Genomic DNA, 26,947 nt, shown 5'->3' on the forward strand with positions numbered 1-26,947 from the left:
TCAAATAGTAAAAAATTAGAAAATTATAATTGCTATTTTCTATGTATTGGCCACATTTTACCCACAAGTAAGTAAAAGTACTTATAGTGGTTTACCCATATTGGTCATTATAGTCGTGCTCTTTCTAAGAAAAGGGCCTCGTCTTGCAGTTTTCTGAGTCATTTAAACCCAGAAAATATTTGTTTTTGCTGATAATTTGCACCAACAACGCAAGCCAAGATAACTACAACGCGATGAGGTAAACATGTCAATACTAAAAAAACTGTCCTTTGGAGTGATCGGTGCCAGCCTAGCGGTAACCTGCCTGACCAGCACCTCGGCTTTTGCCAAGCAAGAGTTCATTACAATTGGTACAGGGGGCGTAACTGGTGTTTACTACCCAACAGGTGGTGCTATTTGTAAGCTAGTCAATAAAGGCCGTAAGGAGCACGGAATTCGCTGCTCAGTTGAAAGTACAGGTGGCTCAATCTATAACCTGAATACCATGCGTGCAGGTGAGCTAGACCTTGGTGTCGTTCAATCGGATTGGCAGTACCATGCCTATAATGGTAGCAGTGAATTTAAAGCTCAGGGTCCTTACAAAGACTTACGTGCTGTCTTTTCTTTACACGTTGAAGCATTCACTGTTGTGGCCCGTAAAGATGCAGGCATCAAGACCTTTAAAGACTTAAAAGGCAAACGAGTAAACATTGGTAACCCAGGATCTGGTCAACGTGCCAACATGGAGTTACTGATGGAAAAGTATGGTTGGACTAAAAAAGATTTCAAACTCGCATCTGAGTTAAAGTCTGCAGAACAGGCTGGTGCTCTATGTGATAACAAAATTGACGCCTTTGTGTTTGTTGCTGGTCACCCAAGTGGCTCCATCAAAGAAGCAACAACAGCGTGTGAAACTATGATTGTTCCTGTAACAGGTCCAGTCATCGACAAGCTGTTAGCTGATAACAGCTATTATGCAAAAACCGTCATTCCTGCCGGTTTATACCAGGGGAACGACAAGGACATTTCAACGTTTGGTGTTGCAGCAACAATCGTTTCTTCCACCAAAACCAGTCCTGAAATTATTTATCAACTTACAAAAGCGGTATTTGAAGGATTTGATGACTTCAAAAGGCTTCATCAGGCTTTTTCTAGTCTGAAGAAAGAAAGTATGGCTAAAGATGGACTTTCCGCACCCTTACACGAGGGCGCAGCTAAATACTTCAAAGAAGTGGGCTTGATTAAATAATCTTGCTCTCCCTTCTCGAGCCGGGGATAAGACTACAATAACTATTACACTCCCCGGCCAAGCGCCAGACATATTTTCCGCTTTCGTAATGACAGGCTAGTAATTATGACAAATACGAAAGAATCCAGTCAGACGCTTGATGCCAATCTAGAGCAAATGGTCGCAGAGGCTGACAGTGGTGCTCGAGTCCCTCAAAACTGGACGGGATCACTGCTGTTTTTAGTGCCAATCTGTTGGTCATTATTTCAGCTCTGGATTGCATCGCCCATTCCCTATGACTTAGGGTTTGGCGTTTTTGATGCGTCTGAAGCAAGAGCCATTCATTTATGTTTTGCTCTGTTTTTAGCTTTTACAGCCTACCCGGCATTTAAGCGCTCTCCACGCTTTTATATTCCGTGGACAGACTGGTTATTTGCAATTTTGGGAACTGCCAGTGCTTTTTATCTGGTGCTCTTCAAAGACGAACTTGCATCACGTGCCGGTGCTCCCATAACCGCCGACTTGGTGATGGCAGGCATTGGCATGGTACTGTTGCTTGAAGCAACACGCCGAGCATTAGGCCCTCCACTGATGGTGGTTGCCAGTGTCTTTTTAGTTTATGTTTTTGCGGGCCCTTATATGCCGGATGTTATTGCCCATAAAGGTGCAAGCTTAAATAAAGCACTTTCACACTTCTGGATTACAACAGAAGGTGTCTTTGGGGTCGCATTGGGTGTAGCAACAAACTTCGTCTTTTTGTTTGTACTGTTTGGAGCCCTGCTTGACCGAGCGGGTGCAGGAAATTATTTCATTCAAGTAGCTTTCTCACTATTAGGCCACTTACGTGGAGGTCCTGCTAAAGCAGCTGTCGTTTCTTCTGGGTTAAGCGGTATTATCTCTGGCTCATCCATTGCCAATGTGGTGACAACGGGCACCTTTACCATTCCCCTAATGAAACGGGTTGGCTTTCCAGCCAGTAAAGCAGGTGCTATTGAAGTAGCTGCATCCACCAATGGTCAGCTGACCCCACCCATCATGGGAGCAGCGGCTTTTCTGATGGTGGAGTATGTGGGTATTTCCTATATTGAAGTCATCACGCACGCCATCCTACCCGCCGCTATTTCATATGTTGCCCTGTTTTATATTGTGCATCTTGAAGCAGTAAAAGCAGGCATGGAAGGCTTACCTAGACGCCAACCTTCAACCTTTATGCGTTCATTGCTCTCATTTACAGGCTCATTTTTGCTGCTATGTATAATGAGTGCAGCCGTTTACTACGGTATTGGCTGGGTAAAAGATGTGTTGGGTGACTATGCCATTTGGGCTGTTGGTGCAGCAGTTTGTGCTGGCTATATTGCACTTGTCGCCTATTCTGCAAAATTCCCTGAGCTGGCAATAGATGACCCCAATGCACCATTAGTCAGTATGCCTGAAGTGGGTCCCACCGTAAAAAGTGGCCTGTACTTTTTGCTCCCTATTGTTGTATTAGTTTGGTGTCTTACTGTTGAACGTTTTTCACCTGGCTTATCTGCATTTTGGGCAACGGTATTTATGATTGCCATTGCAGCAACACATAAACCCCTTAAAGCTGCATTCAGAAAACAAGCTGATTTGCACAAACCATTGGTTGAAGGTTTTCATGATCTTTTCCATGGTACGGCCAATGGGGCTCGCAACATGATTGGCATCGGTGTTGCGACAGCTGCAGCGGGTATTGTGGTTGGTGCGGTTACCCTAACCGGTATTGGTTTAGTCATGACTGAATTTGTCGAGTTTATTTCTGGCGGTAGTATTCTACTGATCCTGATATTTACTGCGATCATCAGTCTTATTCTTGGCATGGGTTTACCTACAACAGCCAACTACATTGTAGTATCAACACTGATGGCACCGGTTATTGTAACGCTAGGCGCACAAAATGGGCTTATCGTGCCACTGATAGCCGTACACTTATTTGTGTTTTACTTTGGTATTCTGGCTGATGATACGCCACCTGTGGGACTAGCAGCTTTTGCTGCAGCCGCCATTGCACAGAGTGATCCCATTCGAACAGGTATTCAAGGGTTTATCTACGATATTCGTACCGCCATTTTGCCGTTCATGTTTATCTTTAATACACAACTACTGCTAATTGGTATTGATAGTCCACTTGAACTCATTATCACAGTAGTTGGTGCCTTAATGGCAATGTTAATTTTCGCCGCAGCAACCCAAGGATACTGGCTGGTAAAATCACGCTGGTATGAAACCTTAGGACTGCTTCTTGTTGCTTTCACATTATTCAGGCCAGGGTTCTGGTGGGATGAGTTTTACCCTCCCTTCCTACATACTCCTGCAACCGAAATTACGACTGTTGCAGCAGAACAACCTGAAAATAGTCAACTGCGAATGCGGGTAGCGGGCGAAACATTTGATGGCGATGTGGTAGAAAAAACGGTTTTATTGCCTCTTGGTGCAAAGGCTGATGGCGCAAATCGTCTTGCTCATGCGGGTCTTGAACTCATCACCAATGATAATAAAGTCATTGTTGACAATGTTGAGTTTGATAGCCCTGCGGCTAAAGCAGGCATCGATTTTGATTGGAAAGTCTTGTATATAGAATTGCCCAATGATCGACCTGCAAAAGAGTTGATGTATATACCTGCATTGCTTTTACTGGCGATGATCTTTGGACTACAAAGAAGGCGAAGAGTATCGTCCACAAAAATAGCCACTTAAATAAAATTCAACTACGACTGCCGTTTATCCGAAACCGAATCCGCTGTTCTACGTATTGATTATTAACAGCAAGTCACCTACTCTCGAAGAGCGAGATGAATTTCAGGACTAGGGCAAACGGCCCATGCCACTGCGGCATTCTCTCAATGGATGAGACTGCTTCAGTGGTTTTTTTTTAGTACTGTAATGACAACGTCCATAAAAATGATTAGCCATATTTAGACGTAAACCAGATATAATAGAACCAAGTACTCGGCTTGCACACATTGCTGTTTTATAGGTCGCCCAATGTACCAAAAAATACTGCTCCCTCTTAATATGAATGAAACTGCCCTGATAAAAAAAGCACTCAAGGCAGCCATTACCGAAGCTAAAGCCCATAATGCCACCCTTCACCTCTTTAGCTCGATACCTGGTTTTAATATGCCTATGGTATCAAGCTATTTTCCTAAAGATGTTATGCTCAAGGCCTTAACTGAACTCAAGCAGAAGTTAAAGGACTATGCCAAAGCAAACATCCCTGCAGATATTAATGTCACGTTTGGCGTTGGTGAGGGTAGTGCTCATAAACAGATTCTTAAGGAAATTGAAAAGGAGAACATCGACCTCGTTGTAATTTCCAGTCATAGTGGTCGAAAGGTAGGCCAGTTCTTCTTAGGATCTGTCGCATCCAAGGTTGTTGAGCATGCCAAAACTAACGTAATGGTGATCAAAGAATAACCATTGTTTTACAAGGTGATGTCATGTACGAACACTTAAAAGGAATGGGTATAACCCAGTATGACCGAATTGAAAAATACGCGCTACGCTCAGAAGCGGATTATGACACGCTAAAAATCTATTATAAAAAAGAGAGGGGTGCTCTTTTTGCGCGCAGTGAAAAGTTTAAATATCCTCGGCAAAAGAAAACAGTTCTTGTCGATAGTGGTACGCATAAGTATAAGAATGTCACTGAAATTTCGCCTATTTTACGGCAAGTGGTAGAAGAGCTGGACCAAATTACTAATCAGGAAAAGGACATGAAGGATTTGAAAAAGAAAATTCTTGATGACCTTCGCCACTTGGAAAAAGTAGTCGCCCATAAAATTTCAGAAATCGAAAATGACTTGAACAGACTATAGCACCTTAACCATTGGATTAAGCTTATTTGCTATTAATGCTGTTCTTGTGCACCTGCAGAGTGAGTCTATTTATGTATACCTTGTGCTTTTGGTATGCATCATAATAGGCTCTCTCATTCTTCCTTTAGATATAAACTCTACACCTCATAATGAAAGCACCGTCTTGCCTGCAATCAGCAATCAACCGCGATTATCAGCACCATTTTTAAAACAGAACTAGCTGCTCACCATCGTCCATGTTTCGATCTTTAAGTCCAACACCAATACCAATTAATCGCACCGTCTTACCTTCACCACGCTTAAATGCACACTCTGCTAATGTTTGAAATGCGGCCAACGACAGTTGCGATGTATTCTGACCAATCCAACGCTCTTCATAGGTTGTTTGGGTAAAGTCACTAAACTTAAGCTTAATAAAGCGCTTATTCATCTCATAGCCTTCATTAAGGCTTCGATCCAACCGCTCACATAATGCTTCAAATAAGCGAGACATTGATTGTAATACTGCTGCTAAGTCAGGCAGATCCTGACTAAATGTATGCTCAACACTCAACGATTTACGTCGTCGAAAAGGCTGTACAGGACGTTGATCCATCCCCCGCGCTAATAAATAAAGACGCTCGCCAAAAACGCCAAAATATTGTTTTAACTTTGCACTGTTCATTTGCTGTAAATCTTCACACGAAGTAATACCCAGTTGATGCATTTTTTTTGCAGTGACCTTCCCTACACCAGGTAACTTTGCAACGGGTAATTTCAAGACAAAATCATTAACGTGTTCTGGAGAGATGACAAATAAACCATCGGGCTTTTGCCAATCACTGGCAATTTTGGCTAAGAACTTATTAGGTGCAACACCGGCTGACACCGTAATATGCTCATTTTCCCACACCTTTTGACGGATAGCCTGCGCCATCAATGTTGCACTTCCCCGACATTGTGAACTTGATGTCACATCTAAATAGGCTTCGTCAAGCGAGAGAGGTTCTACCCTATCAGTATACTCAAAAAAAATAGCCCTCAGTTGTTGAGAGACCTGTTGATAGAGTGACATTCTGGGTTTTAGGATGACTAACCCTGGGCAGAGTTGCAGAGCTTTGGTAGATGCCATAGCTGAGTGAACACCAAATTGGCGTGCTTCATAATTGCATGTTGCAATGACACCCCGTCGCTCAGGTGTACCGCCAACTGCAATAGGGCGCCCTGCTAATTTCGGATTTTCTCTTATCTCTACTGCCGCAAAAAAACAATCTGCATCTATATGGATTATTTTGCGGTCTTGAGATTCAAGCATAGATTTCAGCCTCAATGACCAACAACATATTTATCTCACGCAGTCCAGTCAACTCCTATTAATTTTATTGTATACCTAAAGCCAATGATTGCAGCTATTCACTGGTAATCCACTGTGAACTTTTAAGCCAATAATCAATACACAAAATACCCTATAAAATCTTCTAAAAAAGGATACATTTATGCGCATTTTTATTACATAATTACCATGATTTTTTATAAGGGAAAACCGTGGTCTCAAAATCGCCACACGAGGTCTTGGAATGCAAAAGTACTATAAAATAGTTATCGCCGATGATCACCCTTTATTTCGAACTGCACTTCGCCAAGCAGTGACTACTGGTGTCAGCAATACCGATCTGATAGAGGCTGAAAGCATTGATAATCTGCAACACATACTCGAACAACAACCTCAGATAGATTTAATCCTATTAGATTTATTCATGCCTGGTGCTCATGGCTACTCAGGACTGCTCTTTCTTCGAGGGAACTACTCAAACATCCCTATTATTATTGTTTCTGCGCTAGAAGAACCTCAGGTTATACAACAAACCATCACCTATGGGGCTTCAGGGTTTATTCCCAAATCGTCTTCCTTGAGTACCATTTGTACCGCACTTCAAACAGTATTGAATGGCAGTATTTGGGTTCCTGAGACAATCGATAAGCGTCAACATCTCATGAATGACCCTCAACAAGAAAAGTTAGCCGAACAAATGGCGACACTCACACCTCAACAATATAAAGTGCTTTCAATGTTGACTGAAGGTAAACAAAATAAGCAAATAGCCTTCGAACTAAAATTATCTGAAGCGACAATAAAAGCACATGCAACAGCAATTTTTAAAAAATTGGGCGTACGTAATCGTACTCAAGCCGTTATTGCAATTAAGCAATTAAAACTCGAAAATCCCGCACTGTTTAGTATCATGGAGAGTTAAACCAAGTTTGTTGGATAGAACATTACCCATAATAATCTACAGGGATGCAGATTATTCAGTACAATAAATAAGACACATCGTTTCTATCTTAACCAGAAAAAACAAGCATGTTAAACACTGAATTTTACAACGCCCCATAAAAACAATATATAATCAGTACCAACCTGACGTTATGCCAATGGAGTCAAAACAACATAATCATGTTAAGCATCTTTGTCTTCATTCAAAATGGCGCTTGCAAGGTCCTTCTCATACATTGGAATGCATACTACAAAATACCATATACGAAACAACTCAACAGTCTATCTCTACAACTTAGCTAGCTCTCTGTTTTGGTTATCTCTGTGCTAATCTTTTAGAAAGTCGATTGGTATGCCGTAATCAGTTAATCGTTATCCCTATAGCATACGTTTATTCAAGATTTTAAGCGATGTCTTTGCTGAGCTATAGCGATAACATAAGAAGTACTACTACAAATACCTGCACCCTATGAAGACACTTGAGGCTTTACTTCAGTACAACAAGTCCATTAGAGCTATTGGTTACTACGATACGCCTTTCAACCATAGCCAAGATAATAAAGTGAACATTAGTGGCATTGTTTGCTTAAATACACGTTTTGAAGGCATGTTATGGAGTGAAGTTACGTTAAATGGAATGGATGCTACCGAAATACTGGCTGAACAATTGGTCAGCAGCCCATTTTACCCTCATGTCCATGTCATTTTATTTGATGGTATTAGTATGGCAGGACTCAATATTATTGATTTACCCCTTTTAACAAAATGGCTCGCGCGCCCTTGTATCGCCGTCATGCGCGAATTACCCAATATGCGAGCTATTCAAACTGCCTTAACGCATTTATCTGACACTCACCAACGTTTTGCAACTATGTGCAAAGCAGGCAATATACACAAAAGTGGCGACTTTTATTTTCAAGTACAAGGCACTTCACCTGGTATTGCTGCAGCGACACTTCACCGGCTGTCTGATCAAGGCAATATACCAGAGGTTTTAAGACTTGCTCAACTTATTGGCTCTGCTGTTAAAACTGGACACTCAGCGACGACTAAGCATTTGCAACAGATGCCGTGTACGACTGCACTGCTTCCAGCGTTTGTTGATGACAGACTTGAAAAGCATTAAGGAGTGCCGTTAACTTTGGACTTTCTTCTTTAAGTTGGCGCTCAATATTCTCTGTCAGTTCATATAACCGTTGTGCTGAAATATTTGCAGCAACACCTTTTAGACTATGCGCCAACGCAAGTGCTTCATTATAATTCCCTTGTTTTACCAAGTTTTTCAACTGTGTAGGTACTATAGAAAAATCATCTAAAAATAGCTCAAGCAAAGAACAGTACATTGCGCAGTCTCCATCCAGTCTCATCATAGCATCTTCGATATTGAGTAATGCTAAAGATGGTTGTACTAAATTTCTCAACGACTTGCTTTCGACTGATACAAGCTGAAGGCGTTCTTTTTTTGGTAAAATATCTTTGCGCGCATTAACCATCTCCAGCTCTGCCTCGCTTGATGTATGTGTTGCCGTCTTAACACCATCAGAAGAATGCAGCTTAGAAAATGCGTTAACCCTAGCATCTGCAGTAGTCAACCAATGCAATAAACATCGGTATAACACCTCTTTTTGAATAGGTTTAGTCAAATAGTCATTCATCCCTATCGCCAGGCTTTTTTCCCGATCACCTTCCATAACATTGGCTGTCATTGCAATAATAGGTAACGCATCTTTAGAAAAATGGTTCCTAATCTGTTGAGTCGCCTGATAACCATCCATCACCGGCATATGGATATCCATCAGTACGGCATCATAGAATTGTGTCTGTACTTTAATAAACGCTTCTTCACCATTATCTACTGTATCTGTAATAATACCGACATTTCTAAGTAATTTTGAAGCCAATAGTTGGTTAACTTTATTATCCTCAACTAAAAGCACTCTTTTACCAAACAATCCATCATAGTTTTCTTTATCGCCATTAGGTAACTCTAAAAAATGCTCCAACTGTAAGGCACGAATCAGCGCTTTTAATAAGGCTATAGACGAGAATGGTTTCGGTAAATAACTGCAATTTAAATCGGCTTGTTTTTGCCCCATATACTTAATACGCTCATATACAGACATAATAATGATGGGTTTATTTAATCCTGGTAACTGCTCTTTTAAAGCACGCAGAAAATCCAACCCATTCATTTCAGGCATCCCCCAGTCAACTAATAAAACATCAATGTCAATATGCTCATTAGTTAGCCGATTTAAAGCCTCTTCCCCCGACGAGCAGTAATATGAATGCACACCAAAGTGCTTAAGTATATCTATCACAACTTCAGCAAAATGGGGATCATCATCCACAATAAGCACATTACAACCTTTAACCAATCCAACCATGTGATAAAACGCGGTATCACATGGCGACTCAACAAGTTCAAAAGGTAACCGAACAGTAAAAGTACTTCCTTTACCTAACTGGCTATTAACCTCTATTTCACCACCCATTAGTTTTGTTAACTGTTGGCAAATAGTGAGCCCTAACCCCGTTCCACCATAATTTCGAGTAGAAGAGTTATCGCCTTGATTAAAAGCTTCAAATAACAGTTGCTGATGTTCTTCACTAATACCGATACCTGTATCCTTTATCTCAAACTGAAGCCACGCAATTTGCTTGCTGTCTCCTTCAAGTTTTAGGCATTTAACAAGAATCAGTATTTGTCCATTTTCAGTAAATTTTACCGCATTACTGGTTAAATTAATCAGTATTTGCGAAAGTCGAAGCGGATCACCACATAACCATTTATCCAAATGGGTTGCATTATGAACAACCATTTCAATTTTTTTGGTCACTGGAATATCAGAAAACATACCACACAAGACATCAAGACGCTCATTTAAATCAAATGAAACTCGCTCAATATTAAGTTTTCCAGCCTCAATTTTAGAAAAATCCAAAATATCATTAATCAACATTAATAACGCATCAGAAGCAGTTCTTATTCTTTCCAGATAATCTCGAAGCTTCATATCTGACGCTAACGGTAATGCCAGCCCTGTAAACCCTATGATGGCATTCATGGGTGTCCGTATCTCATGGCTCATATTGGCCATAAATTCACTCTTCGCTTGTGCAGCTCGCTTAGCTAATCGTGTTTGCTTCTGTAATCCCTTATTTTTAGAGTAAATAATCGTTACAATTGAGATAAAAATAGCCAAAAAAAACAGCAAAAACGTTATAACTTCACGCCGCTGGTTGCTATAAATTTCTTTTTCGTGATAAGCAATCCTATCCAGAAGCGATTTAAAAGACTGATTCGTCATTAGGCGATCTAAAAAACGATCAGCCATAGCACCATTTTCAGAGATAAAACGCGCATATTGTAAGAAAACAGTGAGTGATCGTTGCCATACAGTGAATTTTTCCTCTCGCGAAATGGCCTCCAATGCCTCTATTTTTCTATCGATAGCCTGCTTGACATTTACTTGATGTTCAAGCTGATAAACGAGCATTAGTCCTGCAACCTCCGCTGCATGGATTGAAAGCTCATAATTCTTTCTTAAATACTGCTGATTGAGTTGGTGAATTTGCAAGGTCGCATGGGTAAGTTCATCAACCAACGACAAATAAGCCGTAAAATCTTCACTTAATGCCAAGAGTGATGACGATAACTGTTTAAATTGTAGACTTGAGTCATCTGCAAAATAAAAGCTCGAAGGCGCTGTCCGCAGGTAATGATGTAACTTTTTGCTAAAATCTTTCAATGATTGTCTATATGTGACCTTCTGACTAAAATTTGAAGATCGAATTAATACAATCTGGGTAGTCAACTCAGCAATATTACGTTCAATGCCAAGAAGTTCTTCAATTTGTTTGTTATGCCAGTGAGAGCTTTCGTGGCTATAAATATGAAAACCTGTAGCAACCAAAGTTACAATTAACAAGTTTGCATACAGCAATTTCATTCTACCTTCCATGGGAAATAACCTATGAGGCCTTTCTCTTCTTTCCTTTTTTCTTTACTCGAGAGTATAGAAGTCCCCATGTTCTCTTGCCATTAACCAAAATCGATCAGGTTAGATTATGCTCAAAGTTGACATGCCTATATAAGATTTAAGACAAAATGAATAAAAAAGGTTGACGACAGTTTTTTTCTACCTATAATACGCAACTCAATTTGGTGCGGGGTGGAGCAGCATGGTAGCTCGTCGGGCTCATAACCCGAAGGTCGTTGGTTCAAATCCAGCCCCCGCTACCAACATTAACTATCTGTATTGTGCTTTATAAATAGTGTTTTTTAGTTCAAGCAAGATAGTAACTTCGATGCGGGGTGGAGCAGCATGGTAGCTCGTCGGGCTCATAACCCGAAGGTCGTTGGTTCAAATCCAGCCCCCGCTACCAAATTTACGTTATCAATCTTCTCATTGTTTTAATATCCTGTAGTTCTAAAATAATACGCTTACATCCTTCGTAAGTTATTCTGTTTTTTTCCTCTTTTCTTCCAAACTGATTTTACTAAACCTAATAAAGCTATTATTAATCAATAGGTTAAATCTACGTTAATACTTGACTTTCAACACACAACTCCATTGAATCAAGGTTTCTTGATGTGTATCAGCCAGCTCTTTAGCTATTAACGCTTACTATTGCGCTGGTTAATAACTCACCAAAATTCCGTGCTTTATGCTTATTCATAAGCGAATTATTTTTAGGGGGCTGTCACATGTATGTGCTCCATACCTACTTTGTTACCTTTAGATAGTAGGAAATACCTATAACAAACGTGTTGTACATCGACTACCCACCTAAAAATTCTTCACAAGAATAGCCTGAAGTACCGATATACTGAGACTAAACAACTGGAGTAGCCTATGTCGGCAACATCACACCCCCTGCTAACTCCCTGGCGTATCTGGAGCAGACTGGCCCTTTGGCAACAAATTGTGACAGGTATGGCATTAGGGATTGTCATTGGCATTGTATTTGGTCCTTCAGCTACCGTACTGAAACCTATTGGTACCTTGTTTGTTAACGCTATCAAAATGCTCATTGTGCCATTGGTTTTTTGCTCTTTAATTGTGGGTGTTACCTCAATAAAAGACTCACAAAAAATGGGCCGTATTGGTATTAAAGCCATTGCTTTCTACCTGATTAGCACCGCAATTGCTATTTCATTAGGGTTGCTGATTGGTACTTTGTTTGAGCCTGGTGCAGGTATGGATCTTGTTGCTAAAGAGCAGGCCGCAACCAAAGATGCTCCCTCTTTTATTAATACGCTAGTCAGCATTGTTCCCCAAAATCCTGTCGCCGCACTTGCTTCTGGCAAAATTCTTCAAATCATCGTATTTGCTGCTGCTTTGGGTGTAGCGCTAAACCTAATTGGTGAAAAAAGCCAACCAGCTGTTGCTCTTTTTAGTAGCCTTGCTGAAGCAATGTACAAGCTCACAAGTATGGTCATGAAGTTAGCACCCTATGGCGTATGCGCACTAATGGCTTCTATTGCTGGCAGTTATGGCTTAGCGGTACTAGAAAAGTTAATGATTGTCATCGTTGCCGTCTATATAGGCTGTGCTTTACATATCTATGGTTGTTATGGTCTCTTTATCAGTCTTATCGGTCGTTTAAATCCAGCTCCCTTTTTTAAGAAAATAATCGACGCGCAATCTATTGCATTTACCAGCTCTAGTAGCTCAGGAACCCTTCCTGTCAGCTTACGTTGCAGCGAAGAAAAGCTGGGAGTGCCAAAATCAATCTCCAGCTTCGTATTACCACTGGGTGCAACCATTAACATGGACGGTACAGCCCTTTATCAAGGTGTAACGGCTCTATTTGTTGCTCAGGCCTTTGGTATTGACCTAAGCGTTGCAGACTACTTAACAATTATCACCACAGCCACCTTAGCCTCAATTGGTACTGCCGGTGTACCAGGTGCAGGTTTAATTATGCTCACACTGGTCTTGACCACCGTCGGATTACCTGTTGAAGGCGTCGCACTAATTGCGGGCATTGACCGAATACTGGATATGGCCAGAACAATGGTTAATGTTAGCGGTGATCTTATGGTTACCATGCTGATTAGCAAAAGTGAAAAAGAATTAAATCTAGAAACCTATTTGGATGGAAGCTCTGCAGCCAGTACATCAGAGATTAATAATGCTCAACCTAAAAATGAGCCTGTCAATACTGAAAATACCCTACCGTAGACTTATATAATGACACATAAGGTTGAAGGCATTTGCTTTCAACCTTTTTTACATTTATTTCTTTTATTGCCTGCAACCAACCTATTCTCCACACGCCAATAAAATATCGACTCGATTGCTTAACTTATTAGTCAACATCATAATTTTGTTAGTCAACATCATAATTTTGCTACCATCATATGATGGCAGGTATAATTTTTCATGAGGATGTATAGTAATATCTACAACAAATAAAGCATACCAGGATCATTTATGCTGTATACGGGACTTATTGCACTGGTAAAATCGACCCTTAGCAGCCTTCGCGACCTCACTCCCATTCTCCTCGTTGTCACTTTTTTTCAACTTTTTGTACTACAACAACCCATTCCCCACTTTTGGCAACTGATGGGGGGATTACTGTGTGTTCTTATAGGCCTCACATTATTTATACATGGCCTGGAAACAGGGCTTTTCCCCATTGGGGAAACAATGGCAAAAGCTTTGGCGCACAAAGGCAGTCTAACCTGGTTATTTGCATTTTCGTTTGCACTCGGCTTTGGCACGACAGTTGCCGAACCAGCACTTATTTCTGTATGCCAAGAAGCCGCTGAAGTTGCAGCCGAAGAAGGCATTATTGCATTTAATCAACAGACTCAAAATGCTTATGCCTATGGATTACGCTTTACAGTCGCACTATCTGTTGGTATTGCCATTATGGTAGGGGTGCTGAGAATATTAAAAAACTGGCCTTTACACTTATTAATGATCGCTGGCTATGTGATTGTCACCCTGATAACCCTAATAGCTCCACAAGAAATTATTGGTATTGCTTACGACTCTGGTGGTGTCACCACATCAACGATCACCGTACCACTCGTCACGGCGTTAGGTGTAGGCTTAGCCTCAGCTATTAAAGGCCGAAACCCATTAATTGATGGTTTTGGACTCATCGCTTTTGCGTCACTTTTTCCGATTATTTTTGTCATGATATTTGGCATGGTTGTGCAATGGCTTGGATAACAGATTTTTTTCTTAGTTTTTTTGTCACGATGAGAGATGTCCTTCCCATCGCTATCATTTTATTTGGCTTTCAGCACTTTGTTATACGCCGCCCTATACCCAACGTACGTCGGGTACTAATTGGTTTTATTTATGTAATTGTTGGCCTAACATTATTTCTTATTGGTTTAGAGCACGCCCTGTTTCCATTAGGCGAATTAATGGCAAAGCAATTAACGGCTATCGACTTTTTAGCACCTAATAGTAATAGAAGCACCCCTCTTACTTGGCAGGATTATTATTGTGTCTACCTCTTTGCAATAGCTATCGGTTTCAGCACGACAATTGCCGAACCCTCTTTAATGGCTGTCGCTATTAAAGCCAGTGAAGTGTCAGGTGGCAGCATTCATGCCTGGAGCTTGCGCGTTGCAGTCGCCATTGGCGTGGCCATTGGTATTGGACTGGGGGCCTACCGTATCGTGACAGGATTACCCATTCATTATTTTATTGTGGCGGGCTATATCATTGTCATTATACAAACCAACTTTGCCCCTAAACTCATTATTCCTTTAGCCTATGATTCAGGTGGTGTGACAACATCAACCGTAACAGTGCCTTTAGTGACGGCACTGGGATTAGGTTTAGCAGAAACGGTCCCTGGCCGAAGTCCACTGATGGATGGGTTTGGTCTTATCGCATTTGCCAGTTTATTTCCCATGATGACAGTGATGGCTTACGCTCAACTAGTAGACTACTGGATTAAACGTAACGCTAATAAACAGAGTAAGCACGGAGCTGAATAATGCACTTTAAATTAATCGTTGCACTTGTCGATGATTCAAAGACAAATGCCGTTATGGAAGCAGCACGTGGAGCAGGAGCCACGGGCTCAACACTAATTAACAATGCCCGTGGTGAAGGACTTTCTGGTACTAAAACATTTTTAGGACTATCACTGGAAACACAACGCGATGTTTTACTCTTTCTGGTTGAAGAACACCTAAGCCGCAAGATTCTTGAACAAATTGCCATTGCAGGAGAGTTTGATACCTCACCTGGTACAGGTATTGCCATTCAGCTCGATGTTGAAGATGCGGTTGGTGTTGCCCACCAAATTGACGAATTAACTAATAAAGTAGAGCAAGCATTATGAGCAAGCCCACACTCATTCGTGTTCGAGATATTATGAAAGGTAATTTTCTAAAAATTAATGGGCTAAAAACTGTTCAGGAGGCAATTGATAGTTTACGACAAGCTGATGCACATACCCTTATTGTTGAAAAGCGCCACGAGAATGATGAATACGGTATTGTTGTCTTAGCGGATATTGCCAAAAATGTGCTTGCTAAGGATCGAGCACCAGAGCGCGTTAATGTTTACGAAATTATGTCTAAACCCGTACTCAGTGTGGACCCGAATATGGATATTCGCTATTGTTCCCGACTCTTTGATCACTTTGGTTTATCCACAGCACCTGTCATTCAAGATGGGCAAGTTATTGGCATCATTACCTACCAAGAAATTGTGCTTCATGGACTGTGTTCAACACCACCTAAAGCCTGATAAATAAGCTCAACAAACAAGGCTAAACATTATTCTGCGAAAGTGAAGGCAACAACGATAGAAACTAAATTACTGATAATAAAAACAGCCAACACACTAACATACTTAACAGGGCTGAAATTAATACCCAATGTTTTCCTAACCAGCCATCCATTCGTTGAAAATTAACGCGCATAGCATCTCCCTACACACAAATGAGAATAATTCTCATTATACATTAATTTTCAGCACCTTCCATAAAAAAGGCTGCTATGAATAGCAGCCTTTTTGAACACATACCGCAAACTAGTCGCCGTAAATATCAAAATCAAAATATTTTTTCTGTACCTTATCGTAGGTACCGTCTTTTCTGATCTTTTCAATTGCAGCATTAAGCTTATCTTTCAAGTCTTTATCCCTTTTGCGAACAGCAACCCCCATACCCTCGCCAAACCATTTCTTGTCGGTAATCTTAGGGCCTACAAACTCATACTTATCTCCGCCTTCTTTTTTAAGAAAACCATCTTGTAAGGGGATTGAGTCACCCAAGATTAAGTCTAACCGCCCTGCTTTCATATCCAGATAAACTTCATCTTGTGTACTATATCGTTTGATATTAACTAACCCTTGGTATCTATCAGAGATATAACTATCAAAGGTACTGGAACGAAGTACACCAATTGTCTTACCTTTTAGGCTGTCTTCATTGATTTCAACATCACTGCCTTTCTTACGCAAAAAGCGAGCAGGTGTATGATAATACTTATTGGTAAAATCCACTTTACGTTTACGTTCTTCAGTAATCGACATTGAGGCAATAATGGCATCATATTTCCTCGCCATCAGGGCAGGAATCATGCCATCCCAATCCTGGGGAACCAACACACATTTAGCTTTCATTGCCGCACACAGTGCATTTGCCATATCAATATCAAAGCCTACGATAGAACCGTCAGGTGCTGTTTCGCTAAATGGAGGAAATGCTCCTTCTACACCAAAGCGAACCGTTTTCCAGTCTTTAGCCACTGCTGCTGTTGATGCTACAGCAGACACCACAAAAGCTAATGCGAGACGTTTTATCATTTTTTTACTCCCTTACTTCACCTATGTAACCGCAGGCCACGTCACTTTATAAAATTCAAAGGATTACCACATAAAACACGCTGTTCGTAGCCCTTTTATTATTCAACACGTCATACCTTTCTTTTGATGAGCTACAAAGACTTTAAATATCCCAATCAACGTGTCGTGGCTCCACTTTATAAAGCTCCTGCCTTTTATAAATGTATAAAAACAGTGATCTATAATCACTTAACAGCTTACCCTAGCATTCTTATAATAATTTGCAATATGCATTCACACAAAGCGGCAGCATCATCTCGGTTATCCGTTATTGTCCTTATTGTTTTCCGACCTATCCACGCGCAAACTAGTACAGCATTCACGCTCAACCAAAAACCAAAGCATTAACCTGAGCGCAGTGAACAAGGGGTAACCATGCTGAACAATTCGCCAATTAGCAGTAATGTGAATACAGATCAGGTTCGTAAAGAAAAAGACTTACTTGGAGAAAAAGACGTACCCATCGATGCCTATTACGGCATTCAAACCCAACGGGCGATTGAAAACTTCCAAATTACAGGTGTCTCAATCAATCTCTTTCCAACACTGGTAACAGCGCTGGCAATGGTTAAAAAAGCAGCCGCTAAAACCAATGCTGAGTTAAAACAACTCCCACAACATAAGACAGATGCTATTTGCCAAGCCTGTGATGAAGTAATGGCAGGAAAACTACATGAGCATTTCCTGGTCGATGTCATTCAAGGTGGTGCTGGCACCTCTACCAATATGAATGCCAATGAAGTCATCGCTAACCGTGCATTGGAAATTTTAGGACACAAAAAAGGCGAATATGAACATCTACACCCTAACAATGATGTCAATATGAGCCAGTCCACTAATGATGTCTATCCAACAGCCGTACGTATGGCCATCATCCTGAAACATAGTGAGCTGGTGATAGCAGCACAACAATTACAACGAAGCTTACAAGAAAAAGGTGCTGAGTTTGCTGATGTCATAAAAATGGGACGGACTCAGTTACAGGATGCAGTCCCTATGACATTGGGACTGGAATTCAATGCCTATGCAACCACTATTGGTGAAGATGTTGAACGTATTAAATGGCTAGCCGATCTTTTCAAAGAAGTTAATTTAGGTGGGACGGCTATTGGTACAGGCATCAATGCTGATCAATCCTATGGAAAAATTGCCATTGAACACCTGTCACGCATTGCCTGTATCGATTTATGTCAGGCATCTGATTTGGTAGAGGCCACTTCAGATATGGGGGCTTTTGTTTTATTTTCCAGCATGCTGAAACGCTTTGCGATTAAACTATCAAAAATATGCAACGATTTACGTTTACTCAGCAGCGGACCTACTGCGGGACTCAATGAAATAAACCTACCACAAATGCAGCCTGGATCATCAATAATGCCAGGTAAAGTTAACCCAGTCATTCCAGAAGCGGTTAACCAGGTTGCTTATAATGTTATAGGAAATGACCTTTGTGTGAGTATGGCAGCTGAAGCCGGTCAGCTCCAGCTCAATGTCATGGAGCCCGTCATTGCTTACAAAATACTTGAATCAATACAAGAACTGACTAACGCAACCATCATGCTAAGTGAAAAGTGCATTAAAGGTATAACGGCTAACAAAGAGCGCTGCCGAGACTACGTAGACAACAGTATTGGTATTGTGACGGCGTTAAATCCTTATATTGGCTATGAAAATGCTAGTCGAATTGCCAAGCAAGCACTGGCAACAGGTAAACGAGTTGTTGATTTGGTGAAAGAAGAAGGGCTCATGGCAGAAGAACAGTTAGCAGAAGTTCTCAAGCCTGAAAATATGCTTTCTCCTCATAATTTGCTAAAAAACTAACACTCACTTAATAACCTAATTGCTAGCCAGAAATAAATCAGAAAGGGATTATCTCATCTCTTTCTGTCTCTGGCCCCATTTCTAGTATTCCGATAAGTTCAAGTCTTTTTCAGTCACAATATCTGTTATAAATTCAGCAGGTACTACTTCAAAATACTGGTTCAGGATGTCTACTCCAGGTAATTGAGGCAGTTCCAGCTCCTCGGGGGCATGTTGCTCTAAAGTCAACGCTTCTGCAGTAAATGCCTGCCGCTTAAAGCTTTCACAAACCACATAGACAGGTTTTTGATACTCTTTAGCAGCAAGTGCTAATAAGAAGCTACCACTTTTATTAACAACACTGCCATCGGCTAGAATACAATCAGCACCTAAAACAACTGCATGAACTTTTGGCATCACAATTCCTACTTGAGCATCAGTAATGTAAGTACATGGAATCCCTAGCGCTGATGCGTAAGCAGCTAAACGCTTCCCTTCATTGCCTGGCCTGGACTCAGTACAAATAATGCGGTAGTTATCTCTTGATAATTGCGATAGCAGTTCTTTGATCGTTGAGCTGTAGCTATGTGTTAACAAACATCCTGACCGCGGTAAAATCGTTTGTAATAACTCAACAGCTTCCTGAACTGCATTATGAGAGCAGTCTACCAACTCTAGTGCCACAGCAGAAGCATCGCGTAAATCTTCCATCGACATGACACGTTCCTGCCAACATCCAATTAAACCTGCTATTGCGCCCATACATGGACGAATAGACTTTAAATGGTTTACCAACTCAGACACTTTCTGCTGAGCAAGCTGTTTATTAGATAAGCTGTCAGCAAGACAACAAAAGTCTGCTAGTGCCATCAGGGTTTGACGTGCTATTTGGCTTGCACCATCAGTCAGGTTTGAGCTGATTTCCTGACAAATCTGTTCAGCAAGTTGCTGCAAATCACCTTCGGTTGGTAAACTCATAGCTCAATTCCTATCCAACAATACTGACCCTATAAGTAATTATCGTAAGCCTGACGGTAATTGCTCGTATTTAGTGCTTAGTGGTACACCTCCTAGAATAATCATTAATAGACGTGCTAAATGGTCTTCGTCTCAACGCTAATAAAATGAGGGTCTGCTCACAGTCCCTGGCAAGGAAAAGGTATGAATGGATAAGCCCGCTTCGCTAGCTACACATACAATTAATCACTGCATACCCCAGACCTCTGCAGCTTCAGATCAGTTTTTCCCATCAACGACTGATCATCAGTCTCATCAACTCTATCGTAAGCTGTTCAGTGTTATAGCGATCATGTGCTGTATTGTGGTAGTTATGGAGGTTATCACTATTACCACTCTGCGTAGCATTGTGATTGATGAGCAAAAACAGCACTTACGAAATATGCTCAAATCACAAGCAATGCTTCTTGAGCAGATTGTCTCTTCTTCTCCAGAATCACAACAACCACAAGCTAATGAAGAAAATGGACACCCCCATGCCGAAAAAGCCATTCTTGCTGTTCAACAAACGTTCAATCAATTACGTGAAGGTGAGCAAATATTCCTCCTTGAGCAAACCAACAAGCAGGAATTACGCTACTTTAGTGGTGAAACACTCTCACCCGCCCTTGCCACAGGTATTCAACGGCTAATTCAAAATCGCTTACAAACAACTCAAATTACTGATAACAATAAACAATACATTATCAGCTACCTACCACTACCGCAGCATGATTTAAGCTTAGTTGGTCTCATTGACTTAAGTGATTTGACTAAATCTTTTCTACAAGCAAGTTTGTTACTTGGTGTCTTAACCGTAGTATTATTGGTTCTTGGCGTTAGACTGTACCAACGACGCCTCAATGCCATCATGCAGAGACTGCATAATAATGAGCAAAAATTCCGTATCTTATTTCACTCATCCAGCCAAGGGGTTATCGTCTCCGATAAGCATCATACAATCCTTGAATGTAATGAGTCCTCCAGTCATATCTTTCGTGCCGAACGTGATGAGCTTATAGGCAAGTCGCTATTAAATTTTAGTGCCCCTCAACAGCCTACGGGTGAATCGTCCTCAGTAGCATTGAAACGCTATTGTGATGCAGCTGCATCAGATAATGCTCAACAGTTTGTCTGGCGAGCCGCACGTGGAGACAGCCAGCTTATACTTGATGTTTATTGGAAAGCACTGTCACTCAATGCCGAACAAGAATGTGTTTTTATTGCCACCATTCGCGATATTACTGATGAGTTCTTAATACAACAGCAACTTGAAGAAAAAGACCATCAACTCCAGCTACAACGAGAAAAACTTATGGCGGCCAGTCGCTTAAGTACCATGGGTGAAATGGCCGCCGGCATCGCTCACGAAATCAATCAGCCGCTCGCAGCTATTAGCAGTTATGCCCAAGCGTGTCAGCGTTTGCTCCACCAGAATGCTCACCAGCCTCCTAATCCACAAGTGGTAGAATGCCTTACCAAAATCACCTCGCAAACAGAACGTGCAAGTCAAGTTATTAGTCACTTAAGGGGTTTTATTGGTAAAGCAGCTACCAATACACATGTGGTCAGTTGTAATCAATTGGTTACTGAAACCATCAGCCTTGCGCAACTTGATTGTGGACACCGAAGAATTCCCCTACACTTGCATTTAAGTAAAACTAGCCCTCAGCTTAAGGTTGACCCTATACTATTACAGCAAGCATTACTGAATTTAATACATAATGCTGTTGAAGCCATGGCGGATACAACTGATTTTTCTACAGGCATAACCATCAGTACTCACCAACTGTCGCCTGATTGGGTAGAGATTTCGGTACAAGACACAGGTCGTGGTTTACCCAAGGGTGGTGAAGATCACTTATTTAATCCATTTTTTTCAACTAAAAGCAATGGATTAGGAATTGGTCTCACAATTAGCCACTCGATTATTTCTTCACACGGTGGCAAACTTAGTTACAAAGCTAACCCCAATGGCGGGGCAACATTTTTTATCACTTTGCCAACGTTTGAGCATTAATTCGATCGGAGAGAATATGCAAGAGCAGGAACCCACTGTTTTTATTATTGATGATGATGAGGCTGTTAGAGACTCATTAAAACTGTTGATGCAATCAGTGGGGCAACGTGTTGAAGTGTTTGCATCCCCAGCTGAATTTCTTGCTTCCTATGACGAAAATAGACCAGGCTGCATTGTACTTGATATTCGTATGCCTGGTATGAGCGGCTTAGAGCTACAAAGCAAGTTAAATGAAATGCACTGTATACTGCCCATCATCTTTATTACCGGCCATGGCGATGTACAAATGGCTGTTCAAGCTATCAAAGATGGCGCAATGAACTTTATTCAAAAACCTTTTCGAGACCAAGAGCTTCTTGATCTGATTAATGATGGTCTTAAGCTGGACAGTGAGCAGCGTAAAGAGTTACTGGAACACAAAGAAATCTTAAAGCGACTTGCTACATTGACTGAGCGTGAGCGAGAAGTACTTAAGCATGTTGTTGAAGGAAAAGCCAATAAGGTAATTGCCGCAGATATCAACTTAAGTCAACGCACAGTTGAGATCCACCGCTCACGGGTGATGGAAAAAATGGGCACAAAATCCCTTGCTCATTTAGTGCGCCAGGTGATGCAAGTTAAAGATCAGGTTGAGCTATAAACCACCACACCTGACCACCCTCCAAGAGTTATTCAAAAAGGGTACCTGCACTTATTTTGGTACCCTTCCACAAATTACCTGTTAGGTAAATCCCGAATATGAGCCAGTAAAATTACAGATTTTGTACTTAAGGCTCACCCCATAGACTTAGCATCATAAAGGGTTATATTACAGTAACCAGTTAAGGTGAATTTTAAAGGTGTTAACGCTCAATAGCTTTCCAGGTTATTGCACTTACCCTTAAAAATCTCACAAAATAATGACCTAAAACATATTTTATGCCTGATGCAATAGCTTTATGAATGTGGCAATGTCGTACAACAAATCTGTTTTTATTCTTAATAATGACAGACACACATTAAATACTATTTCTGAAGTCTGTCAGCGTCTTAATATTGAGACAAAGACTCTGGGCTCTGGAGCACAGTTACTGGCTCAGCTAGATCATGAAGCACCACTGTGTATTTTTAGTACCGCCAAATTAGCGGATATGGATAGCACCGCCTTGCTTCAACACATTCAACAGTTAAATGATGAGTTACCAGTGTTAATGGTTGGCCAATCTGGAGATGTTCACTGTGCCGTTAATGCCATAAAACAAGGGGCACTGGACTTTTTCACCCTACCTGTTAACAGCCGCCGTATCCAAGTTATTCTGCAAACGCTACTCGCCAAAGATTACGAACAGTAATGTAAGTTTATACCTTTAAACACAATAACCCCTACCATTACTTTTTGGTCCAATCTCAACAAAAATGCCAGTTAAAACTTCACATACTCTAGTGCTATTGCCACCATTAGATAGCATTCTCTGAGCGTATAATATATATATTGACTATCCGACAAAGTCTCAACGCAATGGGTTTTCTATGACAAAACTCCGTGAAAAACACCATGAGTTCCGTATAAAGATATATGAAGTTATCTTTGGAACAGATACTCCAGCAGGCAGGTACTTTGATATAGCCCTTATCTACGCCATCCTGCTAAGTGTTGTGGCCGTCATTCTAGACTCTGTTGAATCTATCTCTAAAGAATACAAGTTTACGTTCCAAACCATTGAATGGCTTTTTACAGTCTTATTCACCATTGAGTACATGATTAGGCTTTATTGTTGCCCAAAACCCTGGCGATACGCACGAAGTTTCTATGGCCTAGTTGACTTACTCTCAGTGCTACCAAGTTATTTCGCTTTATTTATTACTCAAGCCAACTTTTTAATTATTATTCGTCTATTTCGAGTACTCCGTATTTTTCGGATATTAAAGCTGATGCGCTACTTAGGGGAAGCCAATACATTAATGCGCTCTATTTTACTTTCCCGCCGCAAAATTTTTGTATTTTTAATTTCAGTCATGGTGTTAGTCACTATTTTCGGATCTATGATGTATTTAATCGAAGGTCCCGCCAATGGCTTTACCAGTATTCCAAAAAGTATTTATTGGTCTATTGTAACGATTACCACGGTAGGCTACGGCGACATTACACCTCAAACCATCTTAGGGCAGATATTATCATCACTCATTATGATCACAGGTTACGCTATTATTGCAGTACCCACAGGCATTATAACTGCAGAATTAGCCGTAGAACTAAAACGTGAAAAAGTCATTCATGGCTGTCATAACTGTGGTCGGGCAGGACATGACCGCGATGCACTTCACTGTAAGTTTTGTGGTGCAAAACTCATTACTCATAAATAAAACAGTTAAAGTATAAAGCCTCATATAAGGACTATATGAGGCTTTATGGCTATATTTTTACTCGGAAAATTTGAGCCGGATATAGATTAGGAAAATACAACTGTTTTGTTATTATGCACTAAGACACGATCTTCAAGATGGTAACGAAGCCCTCTTGCTAATGCATTTTTTTCACAGTCTTTACCCAACCGCACCATATCATTAATACTATCGCGGTGACTGACACGAATAATATCCTGCTCAATAATAGGGCCTGCATCTAATTCTTCTGTCACATAATGACAGGTTGCACCAATTAATTTTACCCCACGCTCATAGGCCTGATGATAAGGTTTAGCACCCACAAAAGATGGCAGGAAGCTGTGATGAATATTGATAATACGTCCTGCATATTCCTCACACAAAGAAGGTGGCAGTATCTGCATATAACGTGCTAGCACAATAGTATCAGCATCATGCTCACTCACCAGTTGTGCAACACGGTCAAACGACTTAGCTTTATTTTCTTTGTCTACAGGTACATAAAAATAGGGAATTCCATGCCACTCAACAATACCCCGAAGCTCTTCATGGTTAGCAATAACACAGGGTATATCACAGTGCAACTCACCCGAATGCCAACGGTGTAAAAGATCCACTAAACAATGCGACTGACTACTCGCCATCAATACCACCCTCTTACGCTCAGCAGAGTCAGTGATCTTCCACTCCATACCAAACTCTTTAGCAATAGGTGCAAACGCTGTACGCAAACCTTCCAGATCAAAAGGCAGTGAGTCTGCACAGATTTCATGACGCATAAAAAACCAGCCCGTGACAGGGTCAGAGTGATGGTTTGCCTCTGTGATTGACCCATTATAGGTCGCGAGAAAGTTGCTCACTTTTGCAACAATACCCACCCTATCAGGACAGGCTACAACTAACCGATAAGTGCGTGACATAATGTCCTCAAAACGAATCAAACTTCTGCTTTCAGACCAGACCTCACTGGCAAGCAGCGCATTATAGGCGCTAGCTCAAGTTAGTCGCAATGGCGGCAATTACGGACTCACCACAACATTTGCACCCTGCAGTTCAGATTCCAATTGCCGTCCATAGGCTGCTAACTGGTCTAAAATATGTAGGCGATCTGGTTCTGACACTTCTTGCTTTAATCGTTCAATACGCTGATATAACTCTGCGAGTGTCAAGCTACCCTCCTCACCCACCAGTAAACGATGTCGACGAAAGGCTAACCACTCGGCTCTATCTTCCTCATTTAACAGATCAGGATAATTACGAGCACGATACCGAAACAGCAAATCATCAAGTCGCCAGTCTTTAAAGTTTAGCTTCAAGTCAGCAAGGTGCTCAGGTTTCTCTTCCCTGACTACCTGCATTTTTTCACGGTCTTCTTGAGGCAAGAAACCACCACTATAAAGCATGAGTTCAGGATCTTGTGTGTCACTTTGGGGAGGATCGGAAAACACTTGTTGCACTTTTTTGATTAACTGCTCAACAGGATAATGCGGGTTCGTAAACAACTGATCATAATGCTGTCTCAATAAACCCATATCAATTTCCAGACGTTGAATATCCTCTTCCCGAAGCGTTTTTAATGGAGCAAGCATTGGCGATTTATTCGCATGCACAACTTTAAGGGGAATTCTGATTTGATTTTCACCTTGCTCAGCTTGAGAAGTAAACAGCCTAGATTTTACTGCATCACTATCCATTTCCAGCAGTGGTGTTGGATCTACTGAGAGGTCATAAACAATAACCCCATTACTATTTATAGGATGCGTAGCAATAGGTACAACAATCGCCAGACAATTTCGTGCAGCAGAAAACATGCCAGACACATGAATAAAGGGTTTATGCTGAGCCAGATTTATTTGCTGAAACACAAATCGTTTTTGCCGTAACGAAAATGCATAATCATATAAACGAGGTTGGTAAGACTTTATCAGTTTTGCTAACGCAATTGTTGCTCGCACATCTGACAAGGCATCATGTGCATTTTCATGAGCGATATTATTGGCAACGGATAAATGCTCCAACCGAAAACTAGGCACACCATCAGGCGCAGGCCAATTTAACCCTTCTGGGCGCAAAGCATAAGTTAAACGCACCACATCCAGTAAGTCCCAGCGAGAGTTGCCGTTTTGCCACTCCCGCGCATAAGGATCATAGAAGTTGCGATATAATAGAAACCGCGTTACCTCATCATCAAAGCGAATGGAGTTATACCCTAAATTACAGGTATATGGCTGAGCAAATTGTTGGTGTATTAACTGGGCAAATGTTGCTTCATTTACCCCTTCTGCATGCGCAATCTGTGGTGTAATCCCTGTAATCAAACAGGCTTCAGGATGTGGCAGGGTATCTCCTGCGAGTTTGCAGTACACCACAAAGGGTGAGTCAATCTCATTTAACTCGGTGTCAGTACGGATTCCAGCAAACTGTACAGGTCTATCTCGAGCTGGATCAGCACCAAATGTCTCATAGTCATGAAAAAAAAGTGTAGTCTTTGGCATAACAGGCTTCTATTCCATTGTCGCTGTCACAATAGTAACACCTGACTTTATTAGCTACCATCTAAACCAAAGCAGGCTATGCCCTTCAAGCAGACATAGTACTAACCCTTTTCTAACAAAAAAAAGCCCTACCTAT

The 26,947-nt window shown here is 41.2% G+C and carries 22 protein-coding genes and 2 tRNA genes; 18 read left to right on the forward strand and 6 right to left on the reverse strand.

The genetic code is table 11. From position 1 onward, the window contains the following. Positions 1 to 244 precede the first annotated feature (244 nt). The 4 genes from ACQ96U_RS21500 to ACQ96U_RS21515 all read left to right on the forward strand — a co-directional run bounded on the left by ACQ96U_RS21500 (position 245) and on the right by ACQ96U_RS21515 (position 5,046). Positions 245 to 1,228 (forward strand): TAXI family TRAP transporter solute-binding subunit, encoded by a 984-nt coding sequence (locus ACQ96U_RS21500; RefSeq protein ID WP_431723329.1) that lies wholly within the window; start codon positions 245 to 247, stop codon positions 1,226 to 1,228. 105 nt (positions 1,229 to 1,333) lie between these two features. Continuing rightward, a complete protein-coding gene (locus ACQ96U_RS21505) occupies positions 1,334 to 3,925 on the forward strand; it encodes a TRAP transporter permease (protein ID WP_431723330.1) in 2,592 nt (863 codons plus the stop codon). Between the two features lie 288 nt (positions 3,926 to 4,213). Then, a complete protein-coding gene (locus ACQ96U_RS21510; RefSeq protein WP_431723331.1) occupies positions 4,214 to 4,645 on the forward strand; it encodes a universal stress protein in 432 nt (143 codons plus the stop codon). Positions 4,646 to 4,668: 23 nt separating this feature from the next. Continuing rightward, complete coding sequence (locus tag ACQ96U_RS21515; protein ID WP_431723332.1) at positions 4,669 to 5,046, forward strand: DUF3461 family protein; 378 nt, start codon at positions 4,669 to 4,671, stop codon at positions 5,044 to 5,046. A 205-nt stretch (positions 5,047 to 5,251) separates the two neighbouring features. Here ACQ96U_RS21515 and dinB read toward each other — a convergent pair whose 3' ends face one another. After that, positions 5,252 to 6,340 carry a DNA polymerase IV gene (gene dinB, locus ACQ96U_RS21520; protein WP_431723333.1) on the reverse strand — a complete coding sequence of 363 codons (1,089 nt, stop codon included), beginning with the start codon at positions 6,338 to 6,340 and terminating at the stop codon, positions 5,252 to 5,254. Positions 6,341 to 6,602: 262 nt separating this feature from the next. Between dinB and ACQ96U_RS21525 the strand changes: the two genes are divergently transcribed. Together ACQ96U_RS21525 and ACQ96U_RS21530 are read left to right on the forward strand one after the other, a co-directional pair. Beyond that, positions 6,603 to 7,280: a response regulator transcription factor gene (locus ACQ96U_RS21525; RefSeq protein WP_431723334.1), complete on the forward strand. Its 678-nt coding sequence runs from the start codon at positions 6,603 to 6,605 to the stop codon at positions 7,278 to 7,280. Positions 7,281 to 7,769: 489 nt separating this feature from the next. After that, positions 7,770 to 8,426, forward strand: coding sequence for a DUF99 family protein (locus ACQ96U_RS21530; RefSeq protein WP_431723335.1), 657 nt, complete (start codon positions 7,770 to 7,772; stop codon positions 8,424 to 8,426). Here ACQ96U_RS21530 and ACQ96U_RS21535 read toward each other — a convergent pair. Further along, positions 8,350 to 11,253: a response regulator gene (locus ACQ96U_RS21535; protein ID WP_431723336.1), complete on the reverse strand. Its 2,904-nt coding sequence runs from the start codon at positions 11,251 to 11,253 to the stop codon at positions 8,350 to 8,352. The genes ACQ96U_RS21530 and ACQ96U_RS21535 overlap by 77 nt on opposite strands. Positions 11,254 to 11,469: 216 nt before the next feature. Between ACQ96U_RS21535 and ACQ96U_RS21540 the strand changes: the two genes are divergently transcribed. The 7 genes from ACQ96U_RS21540 (at position 11,470) to ACQ96U_RS21570 (ending at position 16,035) form a co-directional block, all read left to right on the forward strand. Then, a tRNA-Met gene (locus tag ACQ96U_RS21540) sits at positions 11,470 to 11,546 on the forward strand. Between the two features lie 66 nt (positions 11,547 to 11,612). Further along, a tRNA-Met gene (locus ACQ96U_RS21545) sits at positions 11,613 to 11,689 on the forward strand. 470 nt (positions 11,690 to 12,159) lie between these two features. Beyond that, on the forward strand, positions 12,160 to 13,491 hold the full coding sequence (locus ACQ96U_RS21550; protein WP_431723337.1) for a dicarboxylate/amino acid:cation symporter: 1,332 nt from the start codon (positions 12,160 to 12,162) through the stop codon (positions 13,489 to 13,491). A 252-nt stretch (positions 13,492 to 13,743) separates the two neighbouring features. Continuing rightward, the gene (locus ACQ96U_RS21555) at positions 13,744 to 14,493 is read left to right on the forward strand and encodes a DUF1538 family protein (protein ID WP_431723338.1); all 750 of its coding nucleotides are present in this window, start codon (positions 13,744 to 13,746) and stop codon (positions 14,491 to 14,493) included. Next, a complete protein-coding gene (locus ACQ96U_RS21560; protein ID WP_431723339.1) occupies positions 14,481 to 15,275 on the forward strand; it encodes a DUF1538 domain-containing protein in 795 nt (264 codons plus the stop codon). Before ACQ96U_RS21555 ends, ACQ96U_RS21560 begins: the two co-directional genes overlap by 13 nt. After that, the gene (locus ACQ96U_RS21565) at positions 15,275 to 15,625 is read left to right on the forward strand and encodes a P-II family nitrogen regulator (protein ID WP_431723340.1); all 351 of its coding nucleotides are present in this window, start codon (positions 15,275 to 15,277) and stop codon (positions 15,623 to 15,625) included. Before ACQ96U_RS21560 ends, ACQ96U_RS21565 begins: the two co-directional genes overlap by 1 nt. Continuing rightward, on the forward strand, positions 15,622 to 16,035 hold the full coding sequence (locus tag ACQ96U_RS21570; protein WP_431723341.1) for a CBS domain-containing protein: 414 nt from the start codon (positions 15,622 to 15,624) through the stop codon (positions 16,033 to 16,035). The genes ACQ96U_RS21565 and ACQ96U_RS21570 overlap by 4 nt, the downstream gene beginning before the upstream one ends. A gap of 285 nt (positions 16,036 to 16,320) precedes the next feature. Here the strand turns inward: ACQ96U_RS21570 and ACQ96U_RS21575 are convergent, their stop codons facing one another. After that, positions 16,321 to 17,097: an ABC transporter substrate-binding protein gene (locus ACQ96U_RS21575; RefSeq protein WP_431723342.1), complete on the reverse strand. Its 777-nt coding sequence runs from the start codon at positions 17,095 to 17,097 to the stop codon at positions 16,321 to 16,323. Positions 17,098 to 17,511: 414 nt separating this feature from the next. Between ACQ96U_RS21575 and aspA the strand changes: the two genes are divergently transcribed. Next, positions 17,512 to 18,957 (forward strand): aspartate ammonia-lyase, encoded by a 1,446-nt coding sequence (gene aspA, locus ACQ96U_RS21580; protein WP_431723343.1) that lies wholly within the window; start codon positions 17,512 to 17,514, stop codon positions 18,955 to 18,957. 81 nt (positions 18,958 to 19,038) lie between these two features. Here the strand turns inward: aspA and ACQ96U_RS21585 are convergent, their stop codons facing one another. Beyond that, entirely contained in the window at positions 19,039 to 19,914 is an 876-nt protein-coding gene (locus tag ACQ96U_RS21585) for a translation initiation factor eIF-2B (protein WP_431723344.1), read from the reverse strand. A gap of 187 nt (positions 19,915 to 20,101) precedes the next feature. On the opposite strand from ACQ96U_RS21585, the gene ACQ96U_RS21590 reads away from it, so the two are divergent. From ACQ96U_RS21590 to ACQ96U_RS21605, 4 genes are all read left to right on the forward strand, one after another. Further along, entirely contained in the window at positions 20,102 to 21,952 is a 1,851-nt protein-coding gene (locus tag ACQ96U_RS21590) for an ATP-binding protein (RefSeq protein ID WP_431723345.1), read from the forward strand. Between the two features lie 16 nt (positions 21,953 to 21,968). After that, the gene (locus tag ACQ96U_RS21595) at positions 21,969 to 22,592 is read left to right on the forward strand and encodes a response regulator transcription factor (RefSeq protein WP_027709248.1); all 624 of its coding nucleotides are present in this window, start codon (positions 21,969 to 21,971) and stop codon (positions 22,590 to 22,592) included. A gap of 310 nt (positions 22,593 to 22,902) precedes the next feature. Then, complete coding sequence (locus ACQ96U_RS21600; RefSeq protein WP_431723346.1) at positions 22,903 to 23,283, forward strand: response regulator; 381 nt, start codon at positions 22,903 to 22,905, stop codon at positions 23,281 to 23,283. A 178-nt stretch (positions 23,284 to 23,461) separates the two neighbouring features. Beyond that, positions 23,462 to 24,295 carry an ion transporter gene (locus ACQ96U_RS21605; protein WP_431723347.1) on the forward strand — a complete coding sequence of 278 codons (834 nt, stop codon included), beginning with the start codon at positions 23,462 to 23,464 and terminating at the stop codon, positions 24,293 to 24,295. Between the two features lie 86 nt (positions 24,296 to 24,381). Here the strand turns inward: ACQ96U_RS21605 and purU are convergent, their stop codons facing one another. After that, complete coding sequence (gene purU, locus ACQ96U_RS21610) at positions 24,382 to 25,236, reverse strand: formyltetrahydrofolate deformylase (protein WP_431723348.1); 855 nt, start codon at positions 25,234 to 25,236, stop codon at positions 24,382 to 24,384. 99 nt (positions 25,237 to 25,335) lie between these two features. Next, complete coding sequence (gene sbcB / locus ACQ96U_RS21615; RefSeq protein WP_431723349.1) at positions 25,336 to 26,811, reverse strand: exodeoxyribonuclease I; 1,476 nt, start codon at positions 26,809 to 26,811, stop codon at positions 25,336 to 25,338. Positions 26,812 to 26,947: the final 136 nt, after the last annotated feature.

Origin of the sequence: Zooshikella sp. RANM57 (assembly GCF_050749885.1) — a bacterium.
Taxonomy (GTDB): domain Bacteria; phylum Pseudomonadota; class Gammaproteobacteria; order Pseudomonadales; family Zooshikellaceae; genus Zooshikella.